Source organism: Candidatus Phycorickettsia trachydisci, assembly GCF_003015145.1.
Taxonomy (GTDB): domain Bacteria; phylum Pseudomonadota; class Alphaproteobacteria; order Rickettsiales; family Rickettsiaceae; genus Phycorickettsia; species Phycorickettsia trachydisci.
On sequence record NZ_CP027845.1, the window covers coordinates 386,846 to 407,105 of the forward strand.

Annotated in this window: 21 protein-coding genes and 1 other RNA gene; 16 read left to right on the forward strand and 6 right to left on the reverse strand. The window is 33.5% G+C overall.

Annotation, left to right across the window (positions count from 1 at the left end; all coding sequences use genetic code 11):
* Positions 1-3: 3 nt before the first annotated feature.
* Both rpsL and phytr_RS01665 read right to left on the reverse strand, forming a co-directional pair.
* Positions 4-378, reverse strand: a complete 375-nt coding sequence (gene rpsL, locus phytr_RS01660; protein ID WP_106874161.1) for a 30S ribosomal protein S12 — start codon at positions 376-378, stop codon at positions 4-6.
* A 127-nt stretch (positions 379-505) separates the two neighbouring features.
* On the reverse strand, positions 506-1,237 hold the full coding sequence (locus tag phytr_RS01665; RefSeq protein WP_106874162.1) for a hypothetical protein: 732 nt from the start codon (positions 1,235-1,237) through the stop codon (positions 506-508).
* Between the two features lie 286 nt (positions 1,238-1,523).
* Here phytr_RS01665 and phytr_RS01670 point away from each other — a divergent pair, with 286 nt between their 5' ends.
* From phytr_RS01670 to phytr_RS01690, 5 genes are all read left to right on the forward strand, one after another.
* A complete protein-coding gene (locus tag phytr_RS01670) occupies positions 1,524-3,542 on the forward strand; it encodes an autotransporter outer membrane beta-barrel domain-containing protein (protein WP_106874163.1) in 2,019 nt (672 codons plus the stop codon).
* A complete protein-coding gene (locus tag phytr_RS01675; RefSeq protein WP_106874164.1) occupies positions 3,543-4,730 on the forward strand; it encodes an NADH-quinone oxidoreductase subunit D in 1,188 nt (395 codons plus the stop codon). It begins immediately after the preceding gene.
* A gap of 3 nt (positions 4,731-4,733) precedes the next feature.
* Positions 4,734-5,219 (forward strand): NADH-quinone oxidoreductase subunit NuoE, encoded by a 486-nt coding sequence (gene nuoE, locus phytr_RS01680; protein WP_106874165.1) that lies wholly within the window; start codon positions 4,734-4,736, stop codon positions 5,217-5,219.
* Positions 5,220-5,346: 127 nt separating this feature from the next.
* Positions 5,347-6,021 (forward strand): outer membrane protein, encoded by a 675-nt coding sequence (locus phytr_RS01685; protein WP_106874166.1) that lies wholly within the window; start codon positions 5,347-5,349, stop codon positions 6,019-6,021.
* Positions 6,022-6,232: 211 nt separating this feature from the next.
* Positions 6,233-6,514 carry a hypothetical protein gene (locus phytr_RS01690; RefSeq protein ID WP_106874167.1) on the forward strand — a complete coding sequence of 94 codons (282 nt, stop codon included), beginning with the start codon at positions 6,233-6,235 and terminating at the stop codon, positions 6,512-6,514.
* A gap of 77 nt (positions 6,515-6,591) precedes the next feature.
* On the opposite strand, the gene truA is transcribed toward phytr_RS01690, so the two are convergent.
* Genes truA through tilS form a run of 3 tightly spaced genes read right to left on the reverse strand, consistent with a single transcriptional unit; the run spans position 6,592 to position 10,521 of the window.
* A complete protein-coding gene (truA, locus tag phytr_RS01695; RefSeq protein ID WP_106874168.1) occupies positions 6,592-7,332 on the reverse strand; it encodes a tRNA pseudouridine(38-40) synthase TruA in 741 nt (246 codons plus the stop codon).
* Entirely contained in the window at positions 7,332-9,215 is a 1,884-nt protein-coding gene (ftsH, locus tag phytr_RS01700; RefSeq protein WP_106874169.1) for an ATP-dependent zinc metalloprotease FtsH, read from the reverse strand. Before ftsH ends, truA begins: the two co-directional genes overlap by 1 nt.
* 19 nt (positions 9,216-9,234) lie before the next feature.
* Positions 9,235-10,521 carry a tRNA lysidine(34) synthetase TilS gene (gene tilS / locus phytr_RS01705; RefSeq protein ID WP_106874170.1) on the reverse strand — a complete coding sequence of 429 codons (1,287 nt, stop codon included), beginning with the start codon at positions 10,519-10,521 and terminating at the stop codon, positions 9,235-9,237.
* Position 10,522: 1 nt separating this feature from the next.
* Between tilS and ssrA the strand changes: the two genes are divergently transcribed.
* The 11 genes from ssrA (at position 10,523) to phytr_RS01760 (ending at position 19,403) form a co-directional block, all read left to right on the forward strand.
* Positions 10,523-10,848: a transfer-messenger RNA gene (ssrA, locus tag phytr_RS01710) on the forward strand.
* A 52-nt stretch (positions 10,849-10,900) separates the two neighbouring features.
* On the forward strand, positions 10,901-11,293 hold the full coding sequence (locus phytr_RS01715) for a hypothetical protein (protein ID WP_106874171.1): 393 nt from the start codon (positions 10,901-10,903) through the stop codon (positions 11,291-11,293).
* A gap of 88 nt (positions 11,294-11,381) precedes the next feature.
* Positions 11,382-12,035: a DUF7689 domain-containing protein gene (locus phytr_RS01720; protein ID WP_106874172.1), complete on the forward strand. Its 654-nt coding sequence runs from the start codon at positions 11,382-11,384 to the stop codon at positions 12,033-12,035.
* A gap of 209 nt (positions 12,036-12,244) precedes the next feature.
* On the forward strand, positions 12,245-12,826 hold the full coding sequence (locus phytr_RS01725; protein ID WP_106874173.1) for a DUF2972 domain-containing protein: 582 nt from the start codon (positions 12,245-12,247) through the stop codon (positions 12,824-12,826).
* A 120-nt stretch (positions 12,827-12,946) separates the two neighbouring features.
* Positions 12,947-13,417 carry a ribonuclease HI gene (rnhA, locus tag phytr_RS01730; protein ID WP_106874174.1) on the forward strand — a complete coding sequence of 157 codons (471 nt, stop codon included), beginning with the start codon at positions 12,947-12,949 and terminating at the stop codon, positions 13,415-13,417.
* A 121-nt stretch (positions 13,418-13,538) separates the two neighbouring features.
* Positions 13,539-14,006, forward strand: a complete 468-nt coding sequence (gene mlaD, locus phytr_RS01735) for an outer membrane lipid asymmetry maintenance protein MlaD (RefSeq protein WP_106874175.1) — start codon at positions 13,539-13,541, stop codon at positions 14,004-14,006.
* Positions 14,007-14,020: 14 nt separating this feature from the next.
* Positions 14,021-15,502: an Npt1/Npt2 family nucleotide transporter gene (locus phytr_RS01740; protein WP_106874176.1), complete on the forward strand. Its 1,482-nt coding sequence runs from the start codon at positions 14,021-14,023 to the stop codon at positions 15,500-15,502.
* Positions 15,486-16,952 (forward strand): hypothetical protein, encoded by a 1,467-nt coding sequence (locus phytr_RS01745; RefSeq protein WP_106874177.1) that lies wholly within the window; start codon positions 15,486-15,488, stop codon positions 16,950-16,952. The genes phytr_RS01740 and phytr_RS01745 overlap by 17 nt, the downstream gene beginning before the upstream one ends.
* On the forward strand, positions 16,949-17,575 hold the full coding sequence (locus phytr_RS01750) for a hypothetical protein (protein ID WP_106874178.1): 627 nt from the start codon (positions 16,949-16,951) through the stop codon (positions 17,573-17,575). The genes phytr_RS01745 and phytr_RS01750 overlap by 4 nt, the downstream gene beginning before the upstream one ends.
* A gap of 5 nt (positions 17,576-17,580) precedes the next feature.
* The gene (gene fumC / locus phytr_RS01755) at positions 17,581-18,978 is read left to right on the forward strand and encodes a class II fumarate hydratase (RefSeq protein WP_106874179.1); all 1,398 of its coding nucleotides are present in this window, start codon (positions 17,581-17,583) and stop codon (positions 18,976-18,978) included.
* The gene (locus tag phytr_RS01760; protein ID WP_106874180.1) at positions 18,975-19,403 is read left to right on the forward strand and encodes an NUDIX hydrolase; all 429 of its coding nucleotides are present in this window, start codon (positions 18,975-18,977) and stop codon (positions 19,401-19,403) included. Before fumC ends, phytr_RS01760 begins: the two co-directional genes overlap by 4 nt.
* Here the strand turns inward: phytr_RS01760 and phytr_RS01765 are convergent.
* Positions 19,400-20,131 (reverse strand): phosphatase PAP2 family protein, encoded by a 732-nt coding sequence (locus phytr_RS01765; RefSeq protein WP_106874181.1) that lies wholly within the window; start codon positions 20,129-20,131, stop codon positions 19,400-19,402. The genes phytr_RS01760 and phytr_RS01765 overlap by 4 nt on opposite strands.
* Between the last annotated feature and the right edge of the window lie 129 nt (positions 20,132-20,260).

The window sequence follows — 20,260 nt, forward strand, 5'->3', positions numbered from 1 at the left end:
AATTTACTGCTTAGGTTTTTTAGCTCCGTATAGAGAACGACTCTGTTTTCTATTTTTAACGCCTTGGGTATCAAAAGATCCTCTAACGATATGATACCTTACACCTGGTAAGTCTTTAACTCTTCCTCCACGAATTAGGACCTTTGAGTGTTCTTGAAGATTATGACCTTCTCCTGGGATATAAGAGATTACCTCAAATCCATTTGATAATCTTACCCTAGCTACAGCTCTTAAAGCTGAGTTTGGTTTTTTAGGTGATTTAGTCATAACGGACATACATACGCCTGCTTTGAAAGGGCATTTTTGTAAAGCGGGGGCCGTAGACTTTTTTGTTTTAAGGACTCTGCCTTGTTTTACTAATTGATTGATTCTCGGCATTAATAAATATTATTTTTGATTTTATACCCTAAAGAATATACCACAGTAATTTAGCTCAGTAAACTATTTAGTTTATTGATTTTTTTACTGAGCTAAGTAAACATGTTGGCTTTTTCTCAGAAATGAACTAGAACTTATATCTCAATCTTATTCCAAGTTCACTGGTGTGATTTTTAGGTTCGTAAATGCCATGGTTTACATCTGAGTCTTTTATGTTCCAATACTGATAAAAAGGTCCAACCGACCAATTATCTTTATTATACGCTGTAGATAATCTGAAACCATAACCTTTTGATTGATTATTTTCCACATAGTCACTGTACTGTTTTCCTTTAATAAAATGATTATATTCAAAAGTTGTTTCTAATTTTGCTTGATCTCCTAGATTCATCCTGTACGTCAATCCAACCGGTATATACCAATAATGACTTTGGCGAGTATAACCCAAATGACCAGTTGAAGTAGTTCCGGTATTATCATGAAAAAGATAGCGATAACTAAAACCTATATAAGGGGCAAATAAATATTTGTTTATTTCTAAGTCTTTTCCTACTAAAAATCTGAAATCATAGTAGTAATTCCAATCCCCTTTCCTAGTTCCACTTCCATCATACTTAACCTGACCACCTGCATATCTGAAGTCTAGTTTACCGAACCATTTTTCTTGAGAGTATGTCCATGTGTACTCGATACCTAGCTTATTGCCTCTGGTACTCATGAAACGAGGTTCGCGATAAATGTATCTTGAACCGGTTAAACCGATTTCATGTCCATCAGTTGCTGCTAAATCATTATCGATTTGAGCTGATAGAGCAGAAAGAAAAGTTAAAGTAGAAATAGCAAGAATTGTCTTTTTCATTTTTAATTACGTATTAATTGTTGCATGCTCACAATTTAGTCAATAAGGCTAGTAGTATAAGTGACTACTCACAGATAATACAATAAATATAATTTTTATCAATAATTATGTTGATTTAATATTTGTTGAATTATTACTATTTATAGGAAAATATCTCGAGTCAAATAGCATCTAAACCAATATAGCACAAGTAATGTTTTTTTAATTCAAAATTAAGGTAATTTCTTTTAACCCTTAAATTAAAGGCATATTCTATCGGAAGTTAAAACTTAAATTTGGGATTTTTATGAACAAAGACTTCCTTAAATTTTTTGATTTGCCATTCAAAAAATTCTTAACAAGAACTTCTATATTAGTCGTTGTGGTTAGTTTTCATAGTTCTTTTGCAACCGATGCTCCTAGTAGTGCTCCAAGTGGTTTAAATGCTCCTCGTTCTGAAGGTGATTCTCCTGGACGTGTAAGAACATTAGGACGTGGTTTTGGTAATTTGCCTCCTAAAAAACTTGAAACTAGAGCGGGTGAGTTAATGGGCGAAATAGCGAGTCATGCTTCGGATCATCAACGTAAAACTCCTGAAAGGCATTCTCCTAATCCGGATTTGAATACGAATATTTTAAGTCCTGCTTCTCAGAATAGTGCAGGTAGTGCTGATGAGAGTAATACACGTCCTAAGAGCTCAAGCTTTTTACCTTTTTCAAATTTTGGAAAAAAAGAAGATTCAGCATCCTTAAACTCTTCTTCGCAAGGAGGGGAAGATGGATCTGAAGCCCCCAATGTTCATGTTCCTAAAAATTCGAGTATTTTATCTTTTGCAAAGTTTGCAAAAAAAGAAGATACAGTTCCTCCTCGTCTTTCAATAGATAGTAGTAATTCTACTTTCTCTTCTGCTGGACAGTTTGAAACTCCTAGGAGAGGATCTAGTGAAAAAAAAATGAAAAAGCTTCATAAAGAATTAACTCCTGAGCAAAGAGCTGCTGAAGAGCTTGCTGGTAAAGAGGCTGATGAGAGAGCAAAAAAGTTTATAGAGAATTACAATCTTAAGAAAGCACAAGAGGCTTCTAGCTCTGCTCAAGCTACTTCTGCTAATGATAATGTTGATCAAAATCACGAAAGTTATGCAAGTCCTAAGAGACTTTCATCGCCCCGTCATGGTAAAAAGCATCATAAAGAGATGGATAATACTACGCCTTCGGCTGATACAACAGAGAATATAGCGAATCCTACAGCTAATAATACTCCTTCTGTGTCTGTAACAAACCCCATTGATGTAACAAGTCCAATGGACGTTACAAATCTAGCTACAGATCTACCGGAAAATTTAACGGATGTGGAGACAAGTAATTTCTATCCAACTCCAAAATCCAGGCATACTGGTGGTACAACGCTAGTACGTCGTATTTCTTCTGTGATAGGAAATCACTTATTTGTACGTAGTGTATCAAAAGCAGCAGCAGCTGGTGATGCTGGAAGTGAACCAGTAAAATTTGGATTCTGGGGAAGTGCAAATCTTGATACAACAAAAACTACGGATTCATCTGTTGGGTCTGATAATAAAACTAATACTTTCAGTAAGACTTTAGGCTTTGATGCTGATATTGGTGATGTATTACTCGGTGGAGCTGTATCTTTATCAAAAAATCGTTTAGGTTACACATCTGGAGATAGCGATGGGGATAAGATAAAAACGAACTCCAGGGTATTTACATTATACAGTACTGTAGATTTGAATTGGGGGATGTTTAATAAAACTTTAGTATCTTACGGTTCTACTAGGTTGCATTCTTATTCTGATAACCCTGGTTATGGTCTAGCCCAAAGTAAATATAAACAAAAAATGACAGCTGTCCAAACAGAGCTGGGATATAACTACAAGACAAACCTATTTAACTATCTAGTTTCTGGGGGTGTGCGTTATATACATACTGATACTCCCGAACATTCAGAAGATGGAGCTGGTCCTATGAATAAGATAACAAAAAAAGATACAGGTGATGACTTTGAATTCATTGGTTCAGTTGGTGTGAATAAGTTGATTAAGCTTGATAAATATGAAGTTATACCACATCTAACCTATTCGGCTCGTAAGAAATTTGCTGGTCAAGCACCTGGTGTAGAATATATCAGGGCTGATTCGCCTAATTCATATTCCCTATTAGGACAGAATGATAAAAAGTTTTATTCTCAATTAGATTTGGGTACTCAGGTAAAATATAAGTCTTCAACAATTCAATTAGGAATGCACTATGGTTTTGCTAGAAAATATAGCAATATAGGGGGTGCAATTATGTTAAGATTAGAGATATAGATGCTAAATGCTAAAAAAACCTCAAAGCAAGATATGCTTTTAAACTTCGGTCCGCAGCATCCTGCTGCTCACGGAGTTTTGAGGTTGATACTTGAGATGGATGGGGATATCGTAAACAAAGCAGATCCTCATATAGGTCTTTTACATCGTGGTACAGAAAAGCTTATAGAACATAAAACTTATCTTCAGGCATTACCATACTTTGATCGTCTGGATTATGTTTCTCCAATGTGCATGGAGCATAGTTTTGCTTTGGCGGTTGAAAAACTTTTAAAGTGTGAAGTGCCTCTTCGAGCTAAATACATACGAGTTATTTTTGCAGAACTTACCCGTCTTTTAAACCATATGCTTAATATATCAAGTCAAGCCCTAGATTTAGGTGCTACAACGCCTTTACTTTGGCTTTTTGAAGAAAGAGAGAAAATTATGTGCTTTTATGAGAGAGTAAGCGGATCTAGGATGCATGCAAATTATTTTCGTCCGGGTGGAGTGGCTGAAGATTTACCTAATGGTCTTTTAGAAGATATTTCAAAGTTTATTGAAGAATTGCCATCATATTTAGCTGATGTTGAAACGCTGCTAACGGAAAATAGGATTTGGAAAGAACGTCTGCAAGGTATAGGAGTGATGAGTGCTAAAGAAGTTATGGATTTTGGTTGTTCAGGTGTGATGTTAAGAGCCTCTGGTATCCCATGGGACTTACGTCGTAACCAAAGCTATGAGATATATGATCAGTTAAAGTTTGAGGTTCCAGTTGGACAAAATGGAGATTGTTACGATCGATACATCATTAGAGTGAAAGAGATGTATGAGTCTCTTAAAATTATCAAACAATGCATAGAAAAAATTCCAGCAGGTCCAATTAAAACTCCAGATCCTAAAATATCGCCTCCAAAAAGAGAGCGAATGAAAACTGCTATGGAGAGTATGATTGCTCACTTTAAGTTATATACAGAAGGATATAATGTGCCGGCAGGTGAAGTATATGCTGCAACTGAAGCGCCAAAGGGTGAATTTGGAGTATACCTTTATTCAGATGGTAGCAATAAGCCTTATCGTTTAAAGATTAAGTCACATGGATTTGCTCATTTGCAGGCATTGGATTATATGTCTAGAGGACATCGTATGTCTGATATTGTCGCTATTATTTCAACCTTAGATCTCGTGTTTGGAGAAATTGACCGCTAGTTTATGGAAAAGTTTATTTTTAACGAAGAGAATGCTAATTTAGCAAAGCAAATTTTGACTAAATATCCACCTGCACGTAAAAAAAGTGCTATTCTTCCTTTATTGCACCTAGCCCAAAAACAAAATAATGGTTGGCTATCTACACCAGCGTTGGAACATGTTGGAGACTATTTAGAGCTGCCTTATGTTAAAGTGTATGAAATTGGAAGCTTTTATAGCATGTTTAACTTAAATCCAATTGGCAAGTATCACATCCAAGTATGTGGAACAACTCCTTGTATGCTTTGTGGTTCAAAAGAAATAGTTTCAACCTTAGAAAAAACTTTAGGGATCTCCATGGGGCAGGTGAGTAATGATGGTAAATTTAGCTTAGTTGAAGTTGAATGTGTTGGTGGATGTATCAAAGCTCCAGTGATTCAGATCAATGAGGAGCAATACGAAAATATCACTCCGGCTCAAGTAGAAGAGATAATTCATAAGCTTAAGTGATATTTTTGTCACAGTAAGATGAAAAACTAAAAAAGAGGGTATAAGACAAAGTACTTTTTATATATTATATACATACTCAAATACTAAGTTTTGAAGAATTATTAACTAAATTTTATAGTAGTCATATATGATAAAAATGCAAAAAAAAATTTTAGGTTTTTTAGTAGTAACTACGGCTTTTTCTGCATCAGCTGAATCTGCAAAAGAAGGAAATTTCTATTTTAGTGGCGCTGTAGGTGCTTTTTTGCAAGAAAAAGCTGCAATGTTATTTATGGAATCTAATGAGCAAGGGACCTCTAAAAAACCAGCTGCAGCTTTAGAAATGGGCTTAGGATTAGGATACTATGCTACAGAAAACCTTAGGATAGAGGCTAACTTTGCTAAACCATTTTCAAATAAAAGTAAAGTAATAATCAAGTTTCCAATTGATGGTGATATACTTGATGCCACATATCATATTAAAACATTTGTAAATTCTTTGCAAATTAAAGGTTATTATGACCTGTTTAAACTATCAGATTTGACTAGAATATACGTTGGTGCCGGTATAGGTTTATCTAATGTTACGGGTAAGATGAAAAACATTGAAGATAATAAAATTGTAAAATTCAAAACAAGGTATAATTTTGCTTATGTTTTAGGGTTGGGGGCTAACTTCGAAGTTACTAACAATACTAAATTAGGTTTAGAATATAACTATAGCTATCACGGTAAAGCGGTTAAAAAAGAAACAACGGGGCCTGGATATAAAACTTTAGTTAGAGGACACAGCGTCTTAGCAAAGATAACTCTAGATATATAAAATCAAATACCTATAGAGTCAATCAAAGATAAAAATTTGATTGACTTTTGTAGTTTCTAATTTAACAAAATTGTTAAACTTAATAATTGTCATGTTGTATATATACCTTGTTTAATAAAATTATAATTTGAATTAATGTTTTAAAAGGCTGTATTTTATATATTTGTTATCATATTAAAAGTATTTTTAGTTAATCAAGTGGGTAAATAAAATGGCTGGAGAAAAACAAGGTGGATCTACAGGTGTCATCCAGGGGATATTCAATAGGTTTTGGGGAAGCGCTGGTGCAGATCAAAGAGAGCAAGCAAGACGTGATCAAGCAGAAAAAGCCATAGCCGCTTTTGTTGCTAAACGTGTAAATGATAAAAAACAGATTAACGAAGCTAAGAAAATTTTAGCTAATAAAAAAGCTGAAAAGGATAAGACTCATGCAGAACAACTAGTTTCCGATAGGAGAGTAGAAGAAAAAAGAAGACGGGGTGGTCGAATCTGATACATAATTATTTAAATCTCTTAGGTATTTATTCCTCTACGCAAGCGGCGGGATTTTGTATTTTAGCTGTCATGAACTTAATTATAACTCACTTTTATTAAATATAATCCCCATGCAGGAGAGGTGGGACCGGCTGCACTGCGGGATTTTGCTTCTAGGATTTCTCTAATAGTTTCGGGCTCAATTTGATTTCTTCCGACTAATAACAAAGTACCAACAATGTTGCGAACCATATGATGCAGAAAGGAATTAGCACTGGCATATATAAATATCTTATCTTCAGTTTGTTTAATATCTAGTTTTGTTAGATGTTTAATAGGACTACGAGATCTGCATTCTGATGAACGAAAAGAAGAAAAATCATGATGTCCGATTAAAAATTTGGCTCCCTCTTGCATCCTCTTCACATCCAATTTTTGCGGTATCCAAAGTGCTTTGTATTTATCTAAGGTAATTGGAGCAGGGCGGTTTATGATAATGTATTGATAATGTCTATGTGTGGCCAGAGCTCTTGAATGAAATTCCCTTGGAATTTTTTCTACTTTAAGCAAAGATATTTCTTCATCTTGCAAATAAAAATTGATGCCTCTAAAAATTCTCTCAATTTCATACTCTTTGGGTAGATCAAAATGAGCTACTTGACCTAAAGCATGAACCCCCGTATCTGTTCTGCTTGATCCTATAACGTTGATTTGTTTTTCGGAGAATTTAAACAAAGCATCTTCTAACTTACCTTGTATTGTATTAGGAGATGCTTGTTTTTGCCAGCCTTGATAGTTTGTACCACAATATTCTATTAAGGCTTTGTATCTTGGCATTAAGCTGGTGAAGGTTCAATTTTAGGAGATTTGCGTATTTTTTTAGGTTTAGTTTCCTCCTTTTCTTTAGCAGACTTAGCTTCTGTATTAGTATCACCATTGAAAACTAAATTTCTTACTTCTTCTCCTGTTAAAGTCTCTGATTCTAGCAATTTAGATGCCAGTAAATGCAGCGATTTAACATTTTCTGTTAGGATTTGCTTTGCTCTTTGATAGCCTGAGTTTACTAAACCCTTAATCTCTTCATCTATGATTTGTAGCATATATTCTGAAGGATGAATAATTCCTTTGTGGCCCGTTGTATATGCATCTTCACTATCGCTATGCAGTACAGGACCAACTTTTTCACTCATGCCCCATTGCATTACCATTGATTTTGCAATAGAAGTTGCATACTTAATGTCACTTGATGCTCCTGATGTGATCTTATCGGCACCAAAAATGATTTCTTCGGCAACCCTTCCACCCATTGCAACAGCGAGGTCAGAATTAGCCTTATTCTTTTTCATGTGAACTTCATCTTGCTCTGGAAGCATACTAACAAGACCTAAAGCATTACCTCTTGGCACAATCGTAACTTTATGGATAGGGTGTGATGCACCTGCGAATAAGTTTACGATCGCGTGGCCTGCTTCATGATAAGCTGTGATTTGCTTATCTTCCTCAGATAAAATCATGGATTTACGCTCTGGACCCATTATAACCTTATCTTTTGCTTGCTCTAGGTCTGCGGTATCAACTTCTTTTTTATGCTTTCTTGCAGCAAGCAATGCTGATTCATTTACTAAATTAGATAGCTCTGCTCCAGAAAATCCAGGTGTTCCCTTTGCAATAGATCTAATATCTAAGTTGGAACTATATCTGATCTTTTTAAGATGAACTTTAAGAATTTGCTCTCTACCGTTTATATCAGGATTAGATACCATTATCCTTCTGTCAAATCTTCCGGGTCTTAATAACGCATGATCTAATACGTCTGGTCTGTTTGTTGCTGCTATAATAATAACGCCATCATTTGACTCAAACCCATCCATTTCGACGAGCATTTGGTTGAGAGTTTGCTCTCTCTCATCATTACCGCCTCCTAGACCTATTCCTCTATGACGTCCTACTGCGTCAATCTCATCTATAAATATGATGCATGGGGCATTTCTTTTACCTTGTTCGAACATATCGCGGACTCTACTTGCTCCAACACCAACAAACATTTCAACAAAATCTGAGCCTGAAATACTGAAAAAAGGTACGTTTGCTTCTCCCGCTATAGCTCTTGCAAGAAGTGTTTTACCAGTTCCTGGAGGACCAATTAAAAGACATCCCTTTGGAATTCTTCCTCCTAATCTTTGAAATCTCGATGGATCTCTTAAAAAGTCTACAATCTCAGTTAGCTCCTCTTTAGCTTCATCAATCCCTGCAACATCTTTAAATGTAACCTTAGATCTATCTGACATCAATTTTGCTTTAGACCTACCAAAGCCCATGGCTCTTCCACCCCCTGATTGCATTTGTCTCATAAAAAACACCCAAACACCTATGAGCAAGAGCATAGGGAACCATGATATAAAAATGCTAAATAAGGAGTTCATTTTTGTATCTGGTGGGACGATTTCAAAATTGACATTATTTTCGTGAAGTTTTTGAGCAACATTGTACTCTCCTACGTATGTTTCGAACGGTACGCCATCTGTAAGGCGTCCTTCAATGTTACGTCCTTGGATCTTAGCTGAAACAACTTGCTTATCTTCTACCTTATTTAAAAATTCCGACATTGAAAGTTTCACAGTTCCTTCAGACCAATTGTGCATTTGAGAAAGATTCAAGAAAAGCACTATAGCAACAACTATTGCCCCCCAGATTAAAAGATTTTTAGTTTGATTATTCATAACAATTTCAGCTTTCGTATTAATACTCTAGGTGCAACACTTTTGAAAAGTGTTGAGGGTTAAAAGAGCAGTTTATTTTCGTGATACTCAGATCATAATAATTTATAGTAGGTATCGCTATAACTTTTTCAAGGGTTTTTACCACAGGGAGGGTAAATAAAATTCTTTTTTTATATTTTGAGACAAAATTAGCTATCTCTAAATTTATTTTATTTTTAACCTCTCTGTAAATATTTTCATCAAAGCGGCTAACAAGTAAGTTTTGATAGTGTGTATGAAAGATAAACCTATTGTCCCAAAATAAACCATTATAAAGTTTTAGATCACCACTAATAATACTACACCATTCTTTGAAAATTACCAAGCTTTTAAGGTGAGGGATTATTATACACTTGTTTAGAGTATGAGTTTGATTAGTTTGAAATACAAAATCATCTATTACCTGTTTTATCTGGATGGCTCTGGGAGGCTTAGACTCTCCGCTGATAATAGTTAATAGGTAAGCTAAAATGTGAATTTGAATTTCAGTCTTATAATTTCTAAATTTATCTTGAATAATTGCGTAACCAGCCTTGTGAATAGTAACGCTTTCACAAAAACTTTTTACAACCTCTGATTGTATTAATGATGCGGTACTTTCTAAGTGACTTATCGATTCTGCTGCTCTTTCTTGAAAATTATCACCAAAATTTTCTAGGTTAAACCTAATCTGATTGCGAAAATATTTGTTTTGAAAATTGGTAATGTCTTGAATATGAGGGGTATTTGAAGATTCTAAAACATCTTGGCATTCTTTTTTCGTAAAGTTGAAAAGAGGTCTGCAAATCCTTACGTTGTTTAAGAACATTACTTTACTTTCAATGAGTCCAAATATACCGCTGCTTCTTGAGAGCTTAATAAAAAAATTCTCGACCTTATCTTCAAGATGATGAGCAACAAAAAGGTGTAATATATCATTTTGCTTGCAATAATCCGTTAATATTTTATAACGAGCTTCTCTTGCCTGAGATTGAACATTAGAAGTAATTTCGCCATGCTTCCATTCGAGTATTTCATGCTTAATTCTTATCTGAGCACAAATATCGCCTACTTTTTTTGCATCTTTTGCAGAGGTTTTTTGTAGATTATGATTTACTGTTAAAGCTACTAAATTACCACCAAATTCCCCCAGCCATTTGGCAGTTAGTATTGTTAAGGCCATTGAATCAATTCCTCCAGATAAAGCAACGGCAATTTTAGTTTGTTTTTCAAAAGGATTGAAATAAGCAATATTTTCGCAAAATTTTTTATAACTTTTTATGTTCATGTGCTTTGGAATTTTTCTGAATCTCTAGTATAATATAATTGCTAGCATTATTGCTAGATATGGCAATAAACTTTATTCGAAATAGAAGTTGCGGACTCGGGGGCGGAACCCGGCACCTCCACCATTGACGGGGGTGAGTTAGCTTCGACGTGGCTTAATAAAGGTCTAATTTTGCTCGGGATGATTCTCCGTATGATGGATCATAAAAGTAAATGCAAACTCATTTGCAAAAAATCGTCAATCTTATGATTACGGTTATGCTGCTGCGGCTTAGTTCCGCACGCTAGCAGGCGGTTTGGGGTTTTCCGGGCAACAGAAAAGCCCCTTATCATGTTTTGCGGAATGTTTCAATAACACTTCTAACTTCAAGGTGATGAATATGTTGGCAGCCAAAGGAAGATATTATAGAAAGTTACACGACAAAGTTTTGAAAATAGATATCTTAAGTAGCACTCCAATACTTAATGCCAAATTATTAAAACAGCAAGATGAAAAGCTCTATTTAAGACAAATAGAAGAAATAAAAGATTACTTATCTAGCCAAATCAATAAGGGTGATGGCGTTGCTTGGGCTCTATACTATGTTGCGCATGAGGAAAAATTAAAGCAAATTCCTGAATTAAGTGATCGAAATAGAATTAAAGATTTTTTGGAAACTCATACAGATCGTCCAAATAGTGACGATATTAAATATTTTAGCCCTCAAGCCATTTATTATGCTGAGGTTTTGGGATTAGAAAAGGGCATAGAAGAACATAAAGGCTTTCCCTAGCTTCAATGATCCAAATATCTCAGTTCCCCTCCCCATAATACTTAAAGATAATTATAAAAAAGATTATCTAGAGGAATTGAAAAGTTCTATGGAAGAGTGGAGTCTAAAATATAGCGAATTAGAAGAGTATATACATCATCTTACTGCGGCAAGTAAAGATTTATTGTCTGATGTCACTAATCATCTTAGGAAGTACGGATTAACAGAAAAAGTTTCAGAAGTAGCTGAAGAAATAGTAAATAAGATGATTTTATTAAATTCAGCTACTTGGAGGTACAATTGTTACGGTTGGAGTTTTGGTTGTATTGATAACGTGAATTTTGACTTAGCAGATGGACAATTTGCGGATCAGATCCTGCTATCTAGAAAAGAAGAAAGATTTAAAATTAATACTGATCCAACTATGTATACTTTTTTTGCTATCTTTGAAAGTAAATTAGTTGAAAATAATTTTTCGATTCGTGATGAAGGAAATATTGTAATATACTCTAATCCGGATAAACAAATGACGCATTCTGCTAGGTATGTTAAAACTCTTGGATGGTATCATTATGAGGAAGAGTTATATAAAGATTGGTATGATCGAGATAGGGGGTGTGTGAGCTTTGATGAAACAGGCAAAATTTGTATCATAGAAAGTTATACTTCTAAGTTAGGTTCGGGTCACCTTGTAGCTCATGGGTTAGAAGATATTGTGCCTTTATATGGCTCAGTAGATGGATTTTTTGACTTAGCTTTATAAAATAATTTTAAATTTATTTTCACAACAAAACCTTTAAAAAGCACTGTCTTGCTTAATTGCAATTTTTCTAATCTATCCTTTAAAAATTGCAATTGAAATAAAATTCTAAAGAATTGTATAATATCAAAAGAGGTAAGAAAGATATTAGTTTAGAAGGTTAGGTGGAAAAATTGTAAAAATATTAATACAAAATTAAGAAGGTAAGTATTATGACAACAAAAGACGAATTTCAAGTAGATACTCAAATAGTACAAGGGGAGTCTCAAGCGATGATAAAAGATTTAAATGAGCTTGACCAATTAGCAAAGGGAATGGAAGGTTTGTTGGCGGGAATAAGTGCAGATAGTTATTGTAGAACAGAATTTGAGTCAAGAGAGGTGCCCACGCGTAACGTTGCAAGCCATCTTATGGGCCAACATTCTAAGCAGATAACGGTAGGTGTAGAAAAATTAGATAAAGAAAGATTGAATAAGGACATTGGTACTGCAAGAGATATTACGCACAACTTTAAAGAAATTATTAAGAGTTTGACATCTCAACATAGTGGGTCAAATAGTTTAGATAAAAATGAAGAAAAAATACTAAGTAAATTACAAGAAATATTAGATGGAAATAAACTGTTTAAAGGCTTGTGTGATGAGACTATGCAAAGATATTTAGATCAAACAAGCGAGAAAATAGGATATGTAATGGGTTTGGTTCAAGGAGATGCTGCAACTGAAGCTTTAAGTGAAATGGAAGATGATTTTGTAATGCCACCTGTTGGGCAGGATGGAAATTTTTCATCTTAAGTAAGTTGTAATAATTAGTATCAAATCTGGAAAGATAGAACTTATTTAAGTATAATTTTTGATTAGTGCCCAACTATTTTTATGATATTTTTAGATACTTAAAGTCACTAATGGTCCGTTATGTCAATATCTAAAGAAATCATATTAATATACTCAGATGGTGCATGTGCTGGTAATCCTGGTCCAGGAGGGTGGGGTGCCTGCATCATCAAAAATAATGAAGTGCAGGAAATTTTTGGTAGTAATCCTCAAACTACAAATAATAGGATGGAGTTGCAAGGTGCAATTGAGGGATTAAAAAGTTTAGATTTGCCATCAACTGTTGAGTTATATACGGATAGCCAGTATTTGCGTTTAGGTATAACGCAATGGATAAAAAATTGGATGCAAAATGGATGGAAAACTGCAAATAAAGGGCCAGTAAAAAATGTGGATTTATGGCAGGAGTTAATAAAGTTATGTGATTTTCATAATATTTCATGGCATTGGGTTAAGGGTCACAGTAAAGATAAGTTTAATACTTTGGCCGATAAATTAGCTGTGAAGGGACGTAATCAGGCTAGCAAAGACCTTATGCAAAACGCTCAGTAGATTGTATAAATATACCAAAATATTCATAAAGTGCTTATCTTTTGAAATTCTTGTATTTTTTTATCTAATTTTAGTTTAATATAGGAGTTTCAGGATAAAAAAAGTTAATACTTCACATTTTATGAGAAAAAGTGTACTAGACGTTTTAGTAGGTTTAGCAGTAATTATTGTTGCAACTATATTTGTAGCATTTGTTTACCATAACTCTGTTAGTAACTATCAATCACAACGTGAAACTTACAAAATAAAGGTAAAGTTTCAAGATATAATGGGCATTATTGAAGGTAGTGATGTGACTATTGCTGGCATTAAAGTAGGTAATGTATCAAAAGTCAGATTAGATCCTGATACTTATGAAGCTTTAGTGTTCTTAGAGATTAGTCAGAAAGTAAAAATTCCGGTTGATTCTAAGGCTTCTATTATTACTTCTGGTCTCGTGGGGAATAAATTAATTTCCGTAGATCCTGGTCCTAGTGAAACATTTATGAAAGATGGAGATCAGTTTTTATATTCAACCTCTACTTTAAGTTTAGAGGCTTTGATTGGAAAATTTATATATTCAATGGGTAATAAATCATCTACCCAATAAATTACAATTTATAAATGATAACTAAAACTTTTAGCTTTGTAAGGAAATTCTTTTTTCCGGTCAAAACTACTGAAATTTCTTTACTTATCAAATTAGGAGTGCTCCTTTTTTGTGTATTATTTAATTTCAGTTCTTTGAGAGCGCTCAAAGATAGTTTAGTAATTCCTTTAATTGGTGCTGAAGCTATAGGTTTTTTAAAACTATGGTTAGTTCTTCCAACAGCGCTTTTATTTACTCTTACATATTTTAAATTAAGTAATCAATTTAATCTCCATGCTTTATTTAATATTTTTGCGGGATTTTTTGTAACATTTTTTCTATGCTTTGCATTTTTTATTTATCCTAATCAAGATCTGTATCACCTATCTGATCAGAGTGCATACCAATTAATACAACAACTGCCTTATTTAAAATGGTTTATAAAATTGAGGGCGAAATGGAGCTATGTATTTGTCTATATATTTGCTGAAATTTGGGGAGCGATGATTATCAATTTGATGTTTTGGCAATTAGCAAATAGCATTTTTAAAACTAGTCAAGCTAAAAGACTTTATCCAATGTTAACCCTAATGGGTAGCATAGGTTTAATTTGTGCGGGGCAAACGCTGATTTTTTGTGGCAAAGCTGAAAACTTGTCTTCTTTATCATTTTTATCCGCTACTGAGAATTATACAGAGATATCAATTAAGATGCTTGTAATGCTTGTTGCATTTAGTGGTATCGTTGCGATGGGTTTATTTTCCCATATTTATAGTTATTGTATGTCTCATCATATAAGTTACAATTTTACTCCGCAAGCACCGAAATCCTCATTAAACATTCAGGAAAGCGTTAAGTTAATCTTTCATTCGAAATATATTTTATATATATTTATATTAGTTGTTGCCTATGGTATGAGCATAAACATATTGGAAGGTCCATGGAAGGCAAAACTTGGTAAAATGTATAACACCCCAAACAGTTACATACAGTTTATGGGTAATTTTAATACATGGATGGGTATTAGTTCCGTTGTTGTGAATTTAATAAGTAGCAGTATATTAAGATTTTTGGGGTGGACCATATCAGCATATTTGACGCCAATCATTATAGGTACAACCGGTACAATATTTTTTACATTCATAGTATTTGAAAAATATTTAGCTCTTAGTTTCGATACTACATTTATGGCAATTATGGTTGGAGCAACTCAAAATATTTTAAGTAAATCCAGTAAATATTCTCTGTTTGATGCCACCAAAGAAATGGCATATATACCTTTATCTCCAGAATTAAAGACTAAGGGTAAAGCTACAGTGGAAATTTTAGGAACAAAAATTGGTAAATCTTTGGTTTCTATGATACATTTTGTGGCTTTTACAATACCAGGTATAAGTTTTGAGAATATATATCCTTTCTTGATGATGATTTTTTTATTTATAATTATAATCTGGTTAATTGATGTGCGTAAGATTAACCAACAATATAAGGCCTTGATCAATGAAAAAAGCCGCTAGATACAGTTTAATTTCCTTAATTTTATTTTCTTTATACTTCCTTTCTTGGTATGTGCTTTCTTGGATGTTGTGTAAAGAGCTAGGAAGGTATTCGTCTGAATTACAAGTTAGGTTAATGAGTACAGATGTGACATATAGTTTTCAAAAAGCCGTTCCTTATGGTTTTCCTTTTAAAATAGGTGCTAAAATCATAGGATTGCACGAAGATGCAAAAGCATATCATACTAGTCATGATGGACTGGTAACAGTAGGATATGATTTGATTAGGCAAGGAGTGTTTTTTGAAAATACTGGTCAAAGTATAGCGCGTGTTAAACCTTTTAGTTCTGGATTTGGTAGCATTGTAAACGTTAGTTCTTCCTACCTTGTTAAATTAGGATTACCTAGAATTTTTTATCAACTATTAATTAAACAAACTTCGGCATTTGAATTGATAAATTTTATTGATCGTATTCAATTTGTTTCGAAAGATTCTAAAATTTATGACTTATCGAATGAAGAGCTAATATTTGATCATGACTTTATAAAGTTATCATTTAATTGGGATAAATCTAAGTATTATCATTCGTTGGATGAAATGTTAAAAGATATACCCGATAATTATTCGGCTAATATGGAACTAGCAATTGGAGATGTGATTCCTAATAGAGCCGTTATTGCTCCTATAAGTTTAGTATATTTAATATTACCTCCAATTGATAACGTTAAGATAAATTTTGCCGCTAACCTTTCAACTAATAAAGAAAATCCTACCTTTGCGGATCTGTTAAATAATTTTAAGCTAGATGTTCAAACTTTGGAGATTGATGGAAAAGATGCTTCGGGTAAAATTAAGTTTCTGACAAACGTTCAAAGGGTTGAACGGAATGAAGATTCTTCTTTCGATCTTGAAATGGATTTAAGTTTCAAAAATTTACATAACCTCATGAAATATCTAGAATTCATCAATAAAAAATCTCCCGAACTTGAGATCTTAAAAAATAAAGATTTAATACAAATATTACAGCAACCCTATGATATAAAAACTTCCATAAGTGGTAGGTATAAATTAAGTCCTAAAATTAATAAGATTAGTCTGGATAATTTTGATTTTATGCTAGATGGAGTAGGTTTTAACTTAAAAGCCGATACAGCCTTAAGTGATGCAAGACAATGGCATTTTGATGGTTCGTTGCTTCTGCTTAAACCGGATAGTGTATTTAGAAAGATGGTAAATATAGCAGCTATTTATACTAAGGAAGACGTAGGAGCTAGAGAAAGACGCATTAATGATTCAGTTAGATTACTAAAAGCTATCTCTAATCATCCTACTTCTGAGAGTCGAGATATAGCAATTGATTTTTCTTTAAGTAACAACATTAATTCCAGCAGAATTGGCACAATTCCTTTGAAATTTTTCAAAAACATCGATACCTTTAAACAATTTTTTAATCAGGGTGATAATAAATGATCGCAAACTTATCTCAGGATATTTCGACCTATATTTTACATGAAATATCAAATAGTGTAGGATCTTTAAACATAAATTTAGAGCTGATAGAAAAAGGTCAATATTCAAAGGATGTATTAGAGTTAATTAAAGAAATTAGAATCCACTGCGGCGTACAAATAGAATATTTCAGGTATCTTTATGGTTCTTCTAATCAAAAAAGAAGCATAGGCGATTTAATTAAGCTATCCAGGGAATTTTTAAAATATCAATCTGCTAAGATCATACTTTCGGAAGAGCTGTCGATTGACTTTATGCTTGATGCTATGCATAGTAAATTTTTACTAGCTTTTATTAACATACTTGCCTTAAGTATGAAAAATCAGGGAGAAATAAATATTCATGGAAGACAAGAGGATAAATTGAGTATAAGAATTTTAGCCTCACGAAAAAATTTGCGAGAGGCTTCTGTAGAAAATATACAAGAGATCTTGCGATTTGCTACTCATAAAATTGTACTTTCAAATAACATTGTTGCTTATTATTTACAGAGTTTGAAAGAATTATCAAAAACCCAAAAATTAGATTACGATTATAATATTATAGTAGATGATGATGTTATTGAATTTAGTTTTTATGTTTAATATTTATGTCTACAAAATTTCGAAACGAAACTGATAGTTTTGGAAACATACAAGTCGAAGACCAATATTATTGGGGTGCCAGCACCCAAAGATCTTTAAAATTTTTCCACATAGGGGAAGAAAAAATGCCCTTAAAGCTAATTCGTGCTTTTGCTCTACAAAAGACAGCAGCCGCTTTAGCTAATTTAGAATTAGGTTTGCTACCTAAGAATTTTGCAGAGGCTATTCTTTATTCTCTTAAGCAAGTCATCGCAGGAAAAATGGATAAACATTTTCCTTTATCAGTTTGGCAAACTGGTTCCGGTACTCAAACAAATATGAACCTAAATGAAGTTATTGCTAATATGGCAAACCAGCAGCTAGGCGCAAAGGTAAAAGGAACTAAGTCTCCTATACACCCTAATGATCATGTTAACAAAAGCCAATCTTCAAACGATAGCTTCCCAACAGCAATGAATATAGCTGTAGCTCTAGCTGTCAACAATGATTTACTTCCTGCTCTTGATAAATTACATAAGGTCTTAGTTCATAAGTCTAAGGAATGGGATTCGATAGTAAAGATTGGTAGAACCCATTTGCAGGATGCAACGCCTGTGACTTTAGGTCAAGAGTTTTCGAGTTTTGCTGCTCAGATTCAATATAATATTAGTCGCATTAAGGCGTCTTTGGAAGATGTATACTATTTAGCTCAAGGAGGAACTGCTGTTGGTACTGGTATCAATTGTCACAAAGATTTTGCCACAACTTTTATTCAAAAGATCAATGAGTTAACAAATTTGCCTTTTAAAACGGCTACCAATAAATTTGAAAGTCTAGCTTGTCATGATGGGTTAGTTAATTTCTCAGGTGCTCTTAATACACTAGCTGCAAGCCTTATGAAAATAGCTAACGATGTCCGTTTGCTTGCATCTGGTCCAAGGTGTGGTTTAGGAGAGATATCATTGCCAGAGAATGAACCAGGATCATCTATAATGCCAGGCAAAGTTAATCCTACACAATGCGAAGCCTTATCTATGGTATCAGCTCAGGTTATAGGTAACCATACCACAATTTCTATAGCAGGTAGCAATGGTCACTTGCAATTAAATGTATTTAAGCCGGTGATAATATATAATTTGCTTCAATCTATACGGCTCTTAAGTGATAGCGTATCAAGTTTTGCTGATAATTGTGTTATAGATATTCAGCCAAATTTGGCACGCATAGAAGATTTTAAAAATAACTCTTTAATGCTTGTAACCAGTCTTGCTCCTGAAATTGGCTACGATAATGCTGCAAAAATTGCTAAGAAAGCGTTTCATGACAATACTACTCTCAAGCAGGCGGCTATGTCATTAAAACTTATCAGCGAAGAGAAGTTTGATGAATTAATTGAGGCTGCTAAGAAGGGTATTGTGGAATGAAAGATGTAGTTTTAGTTAGAGTGCTTATCAGAGATCCTAGCAACAATAAGACCTTACTTTTACGTCGCCCTAAAGATTATTTTCTTTCCCTACAACAAGAGCCTCCAGGAGGTAAGGTAGAAAAAAATGAAACATTGTTAGAAGCCGTGCATAGGGAAGTCTATGAAGAGACTAACTTGCTTATTGATAAAATAAAGTATATACAAGAATTTACTTTTGCTGATAGGCGTGGGAAGAAATATATTGAGCATATATTTCATGCTGAAATTATTACTGATCCAAGCGAAGTAGTAATTAATATACATGAGCATGAATCTTTTGAATGGATCCTTTGTGATACTATATTAGATCGTAATCTACATCCTGAGTTTAAAAAAGCCTTAAAAGATTGCCAAGATATCTGGCTGGATAACTACAATATCTAATTCTTCACAGTCTTCAATGATATAAAAGTAGAATAGGGGATAACAAATCCTATTAAAATCCATTGTATTTGGCTTATAAATGGTGGTAGATGGGATAAAAATATTCCAAAGAAAGTTTTGATTCCAAAAATTGCTCCAAAACAAAGCGCTGTGGCTAAAACCTTTTGTTTGAGATTAATTTTAGTAGTTTTTTCAGCAAATAATGTATAAGAACTTATTATTCCAATCAGTCCGTAATATGCTAACCATAAGTGTTCAAGCATTTGATACAATAATAGGATATATAAAAGCAATAAGGTGGCAGTCACAAAAGTTGTTTTAGGTGATAAATATTTAGAAAGTAAGACTAAAATGGAGCCAAAAAAAATTGCACCTAACACGTCAAAGTAATTATGATAACCCATATATACCAAGCTTTGTCCAACACCTATTAATAAAAAGACTATTAAAATTTTCAATACTACAGAAGGAGTGCTCTTCATTAAATATCCGTATACCACAATGCAAGATTGCATATGACCACTAGGAAAGGCATATCCTTGTTTTTCTAAATTAGGATTTAAAGGTATTTGAAAAATATTTTTTAGCACAAAGCTAATGAGCATGTTGATAAGGATCAAACAAATAGCATTAAAAAATATTCTTTGACTAATCCAGATGTATCCCAATACGACCAGTGGAACTAGTACAGTTTCGTGGCTGAAACTTAATAAAATTTCAGCAATCATTGTTTAAACCAATTAACTTTTACATAGCCTTATAGTATAACTTTTATATAAATTATAATCAATAACGTAATTAGTTTGAGAATTATAAGCTTTATCAGTTATAATCGTTAGTTATTAATTGATTAAACA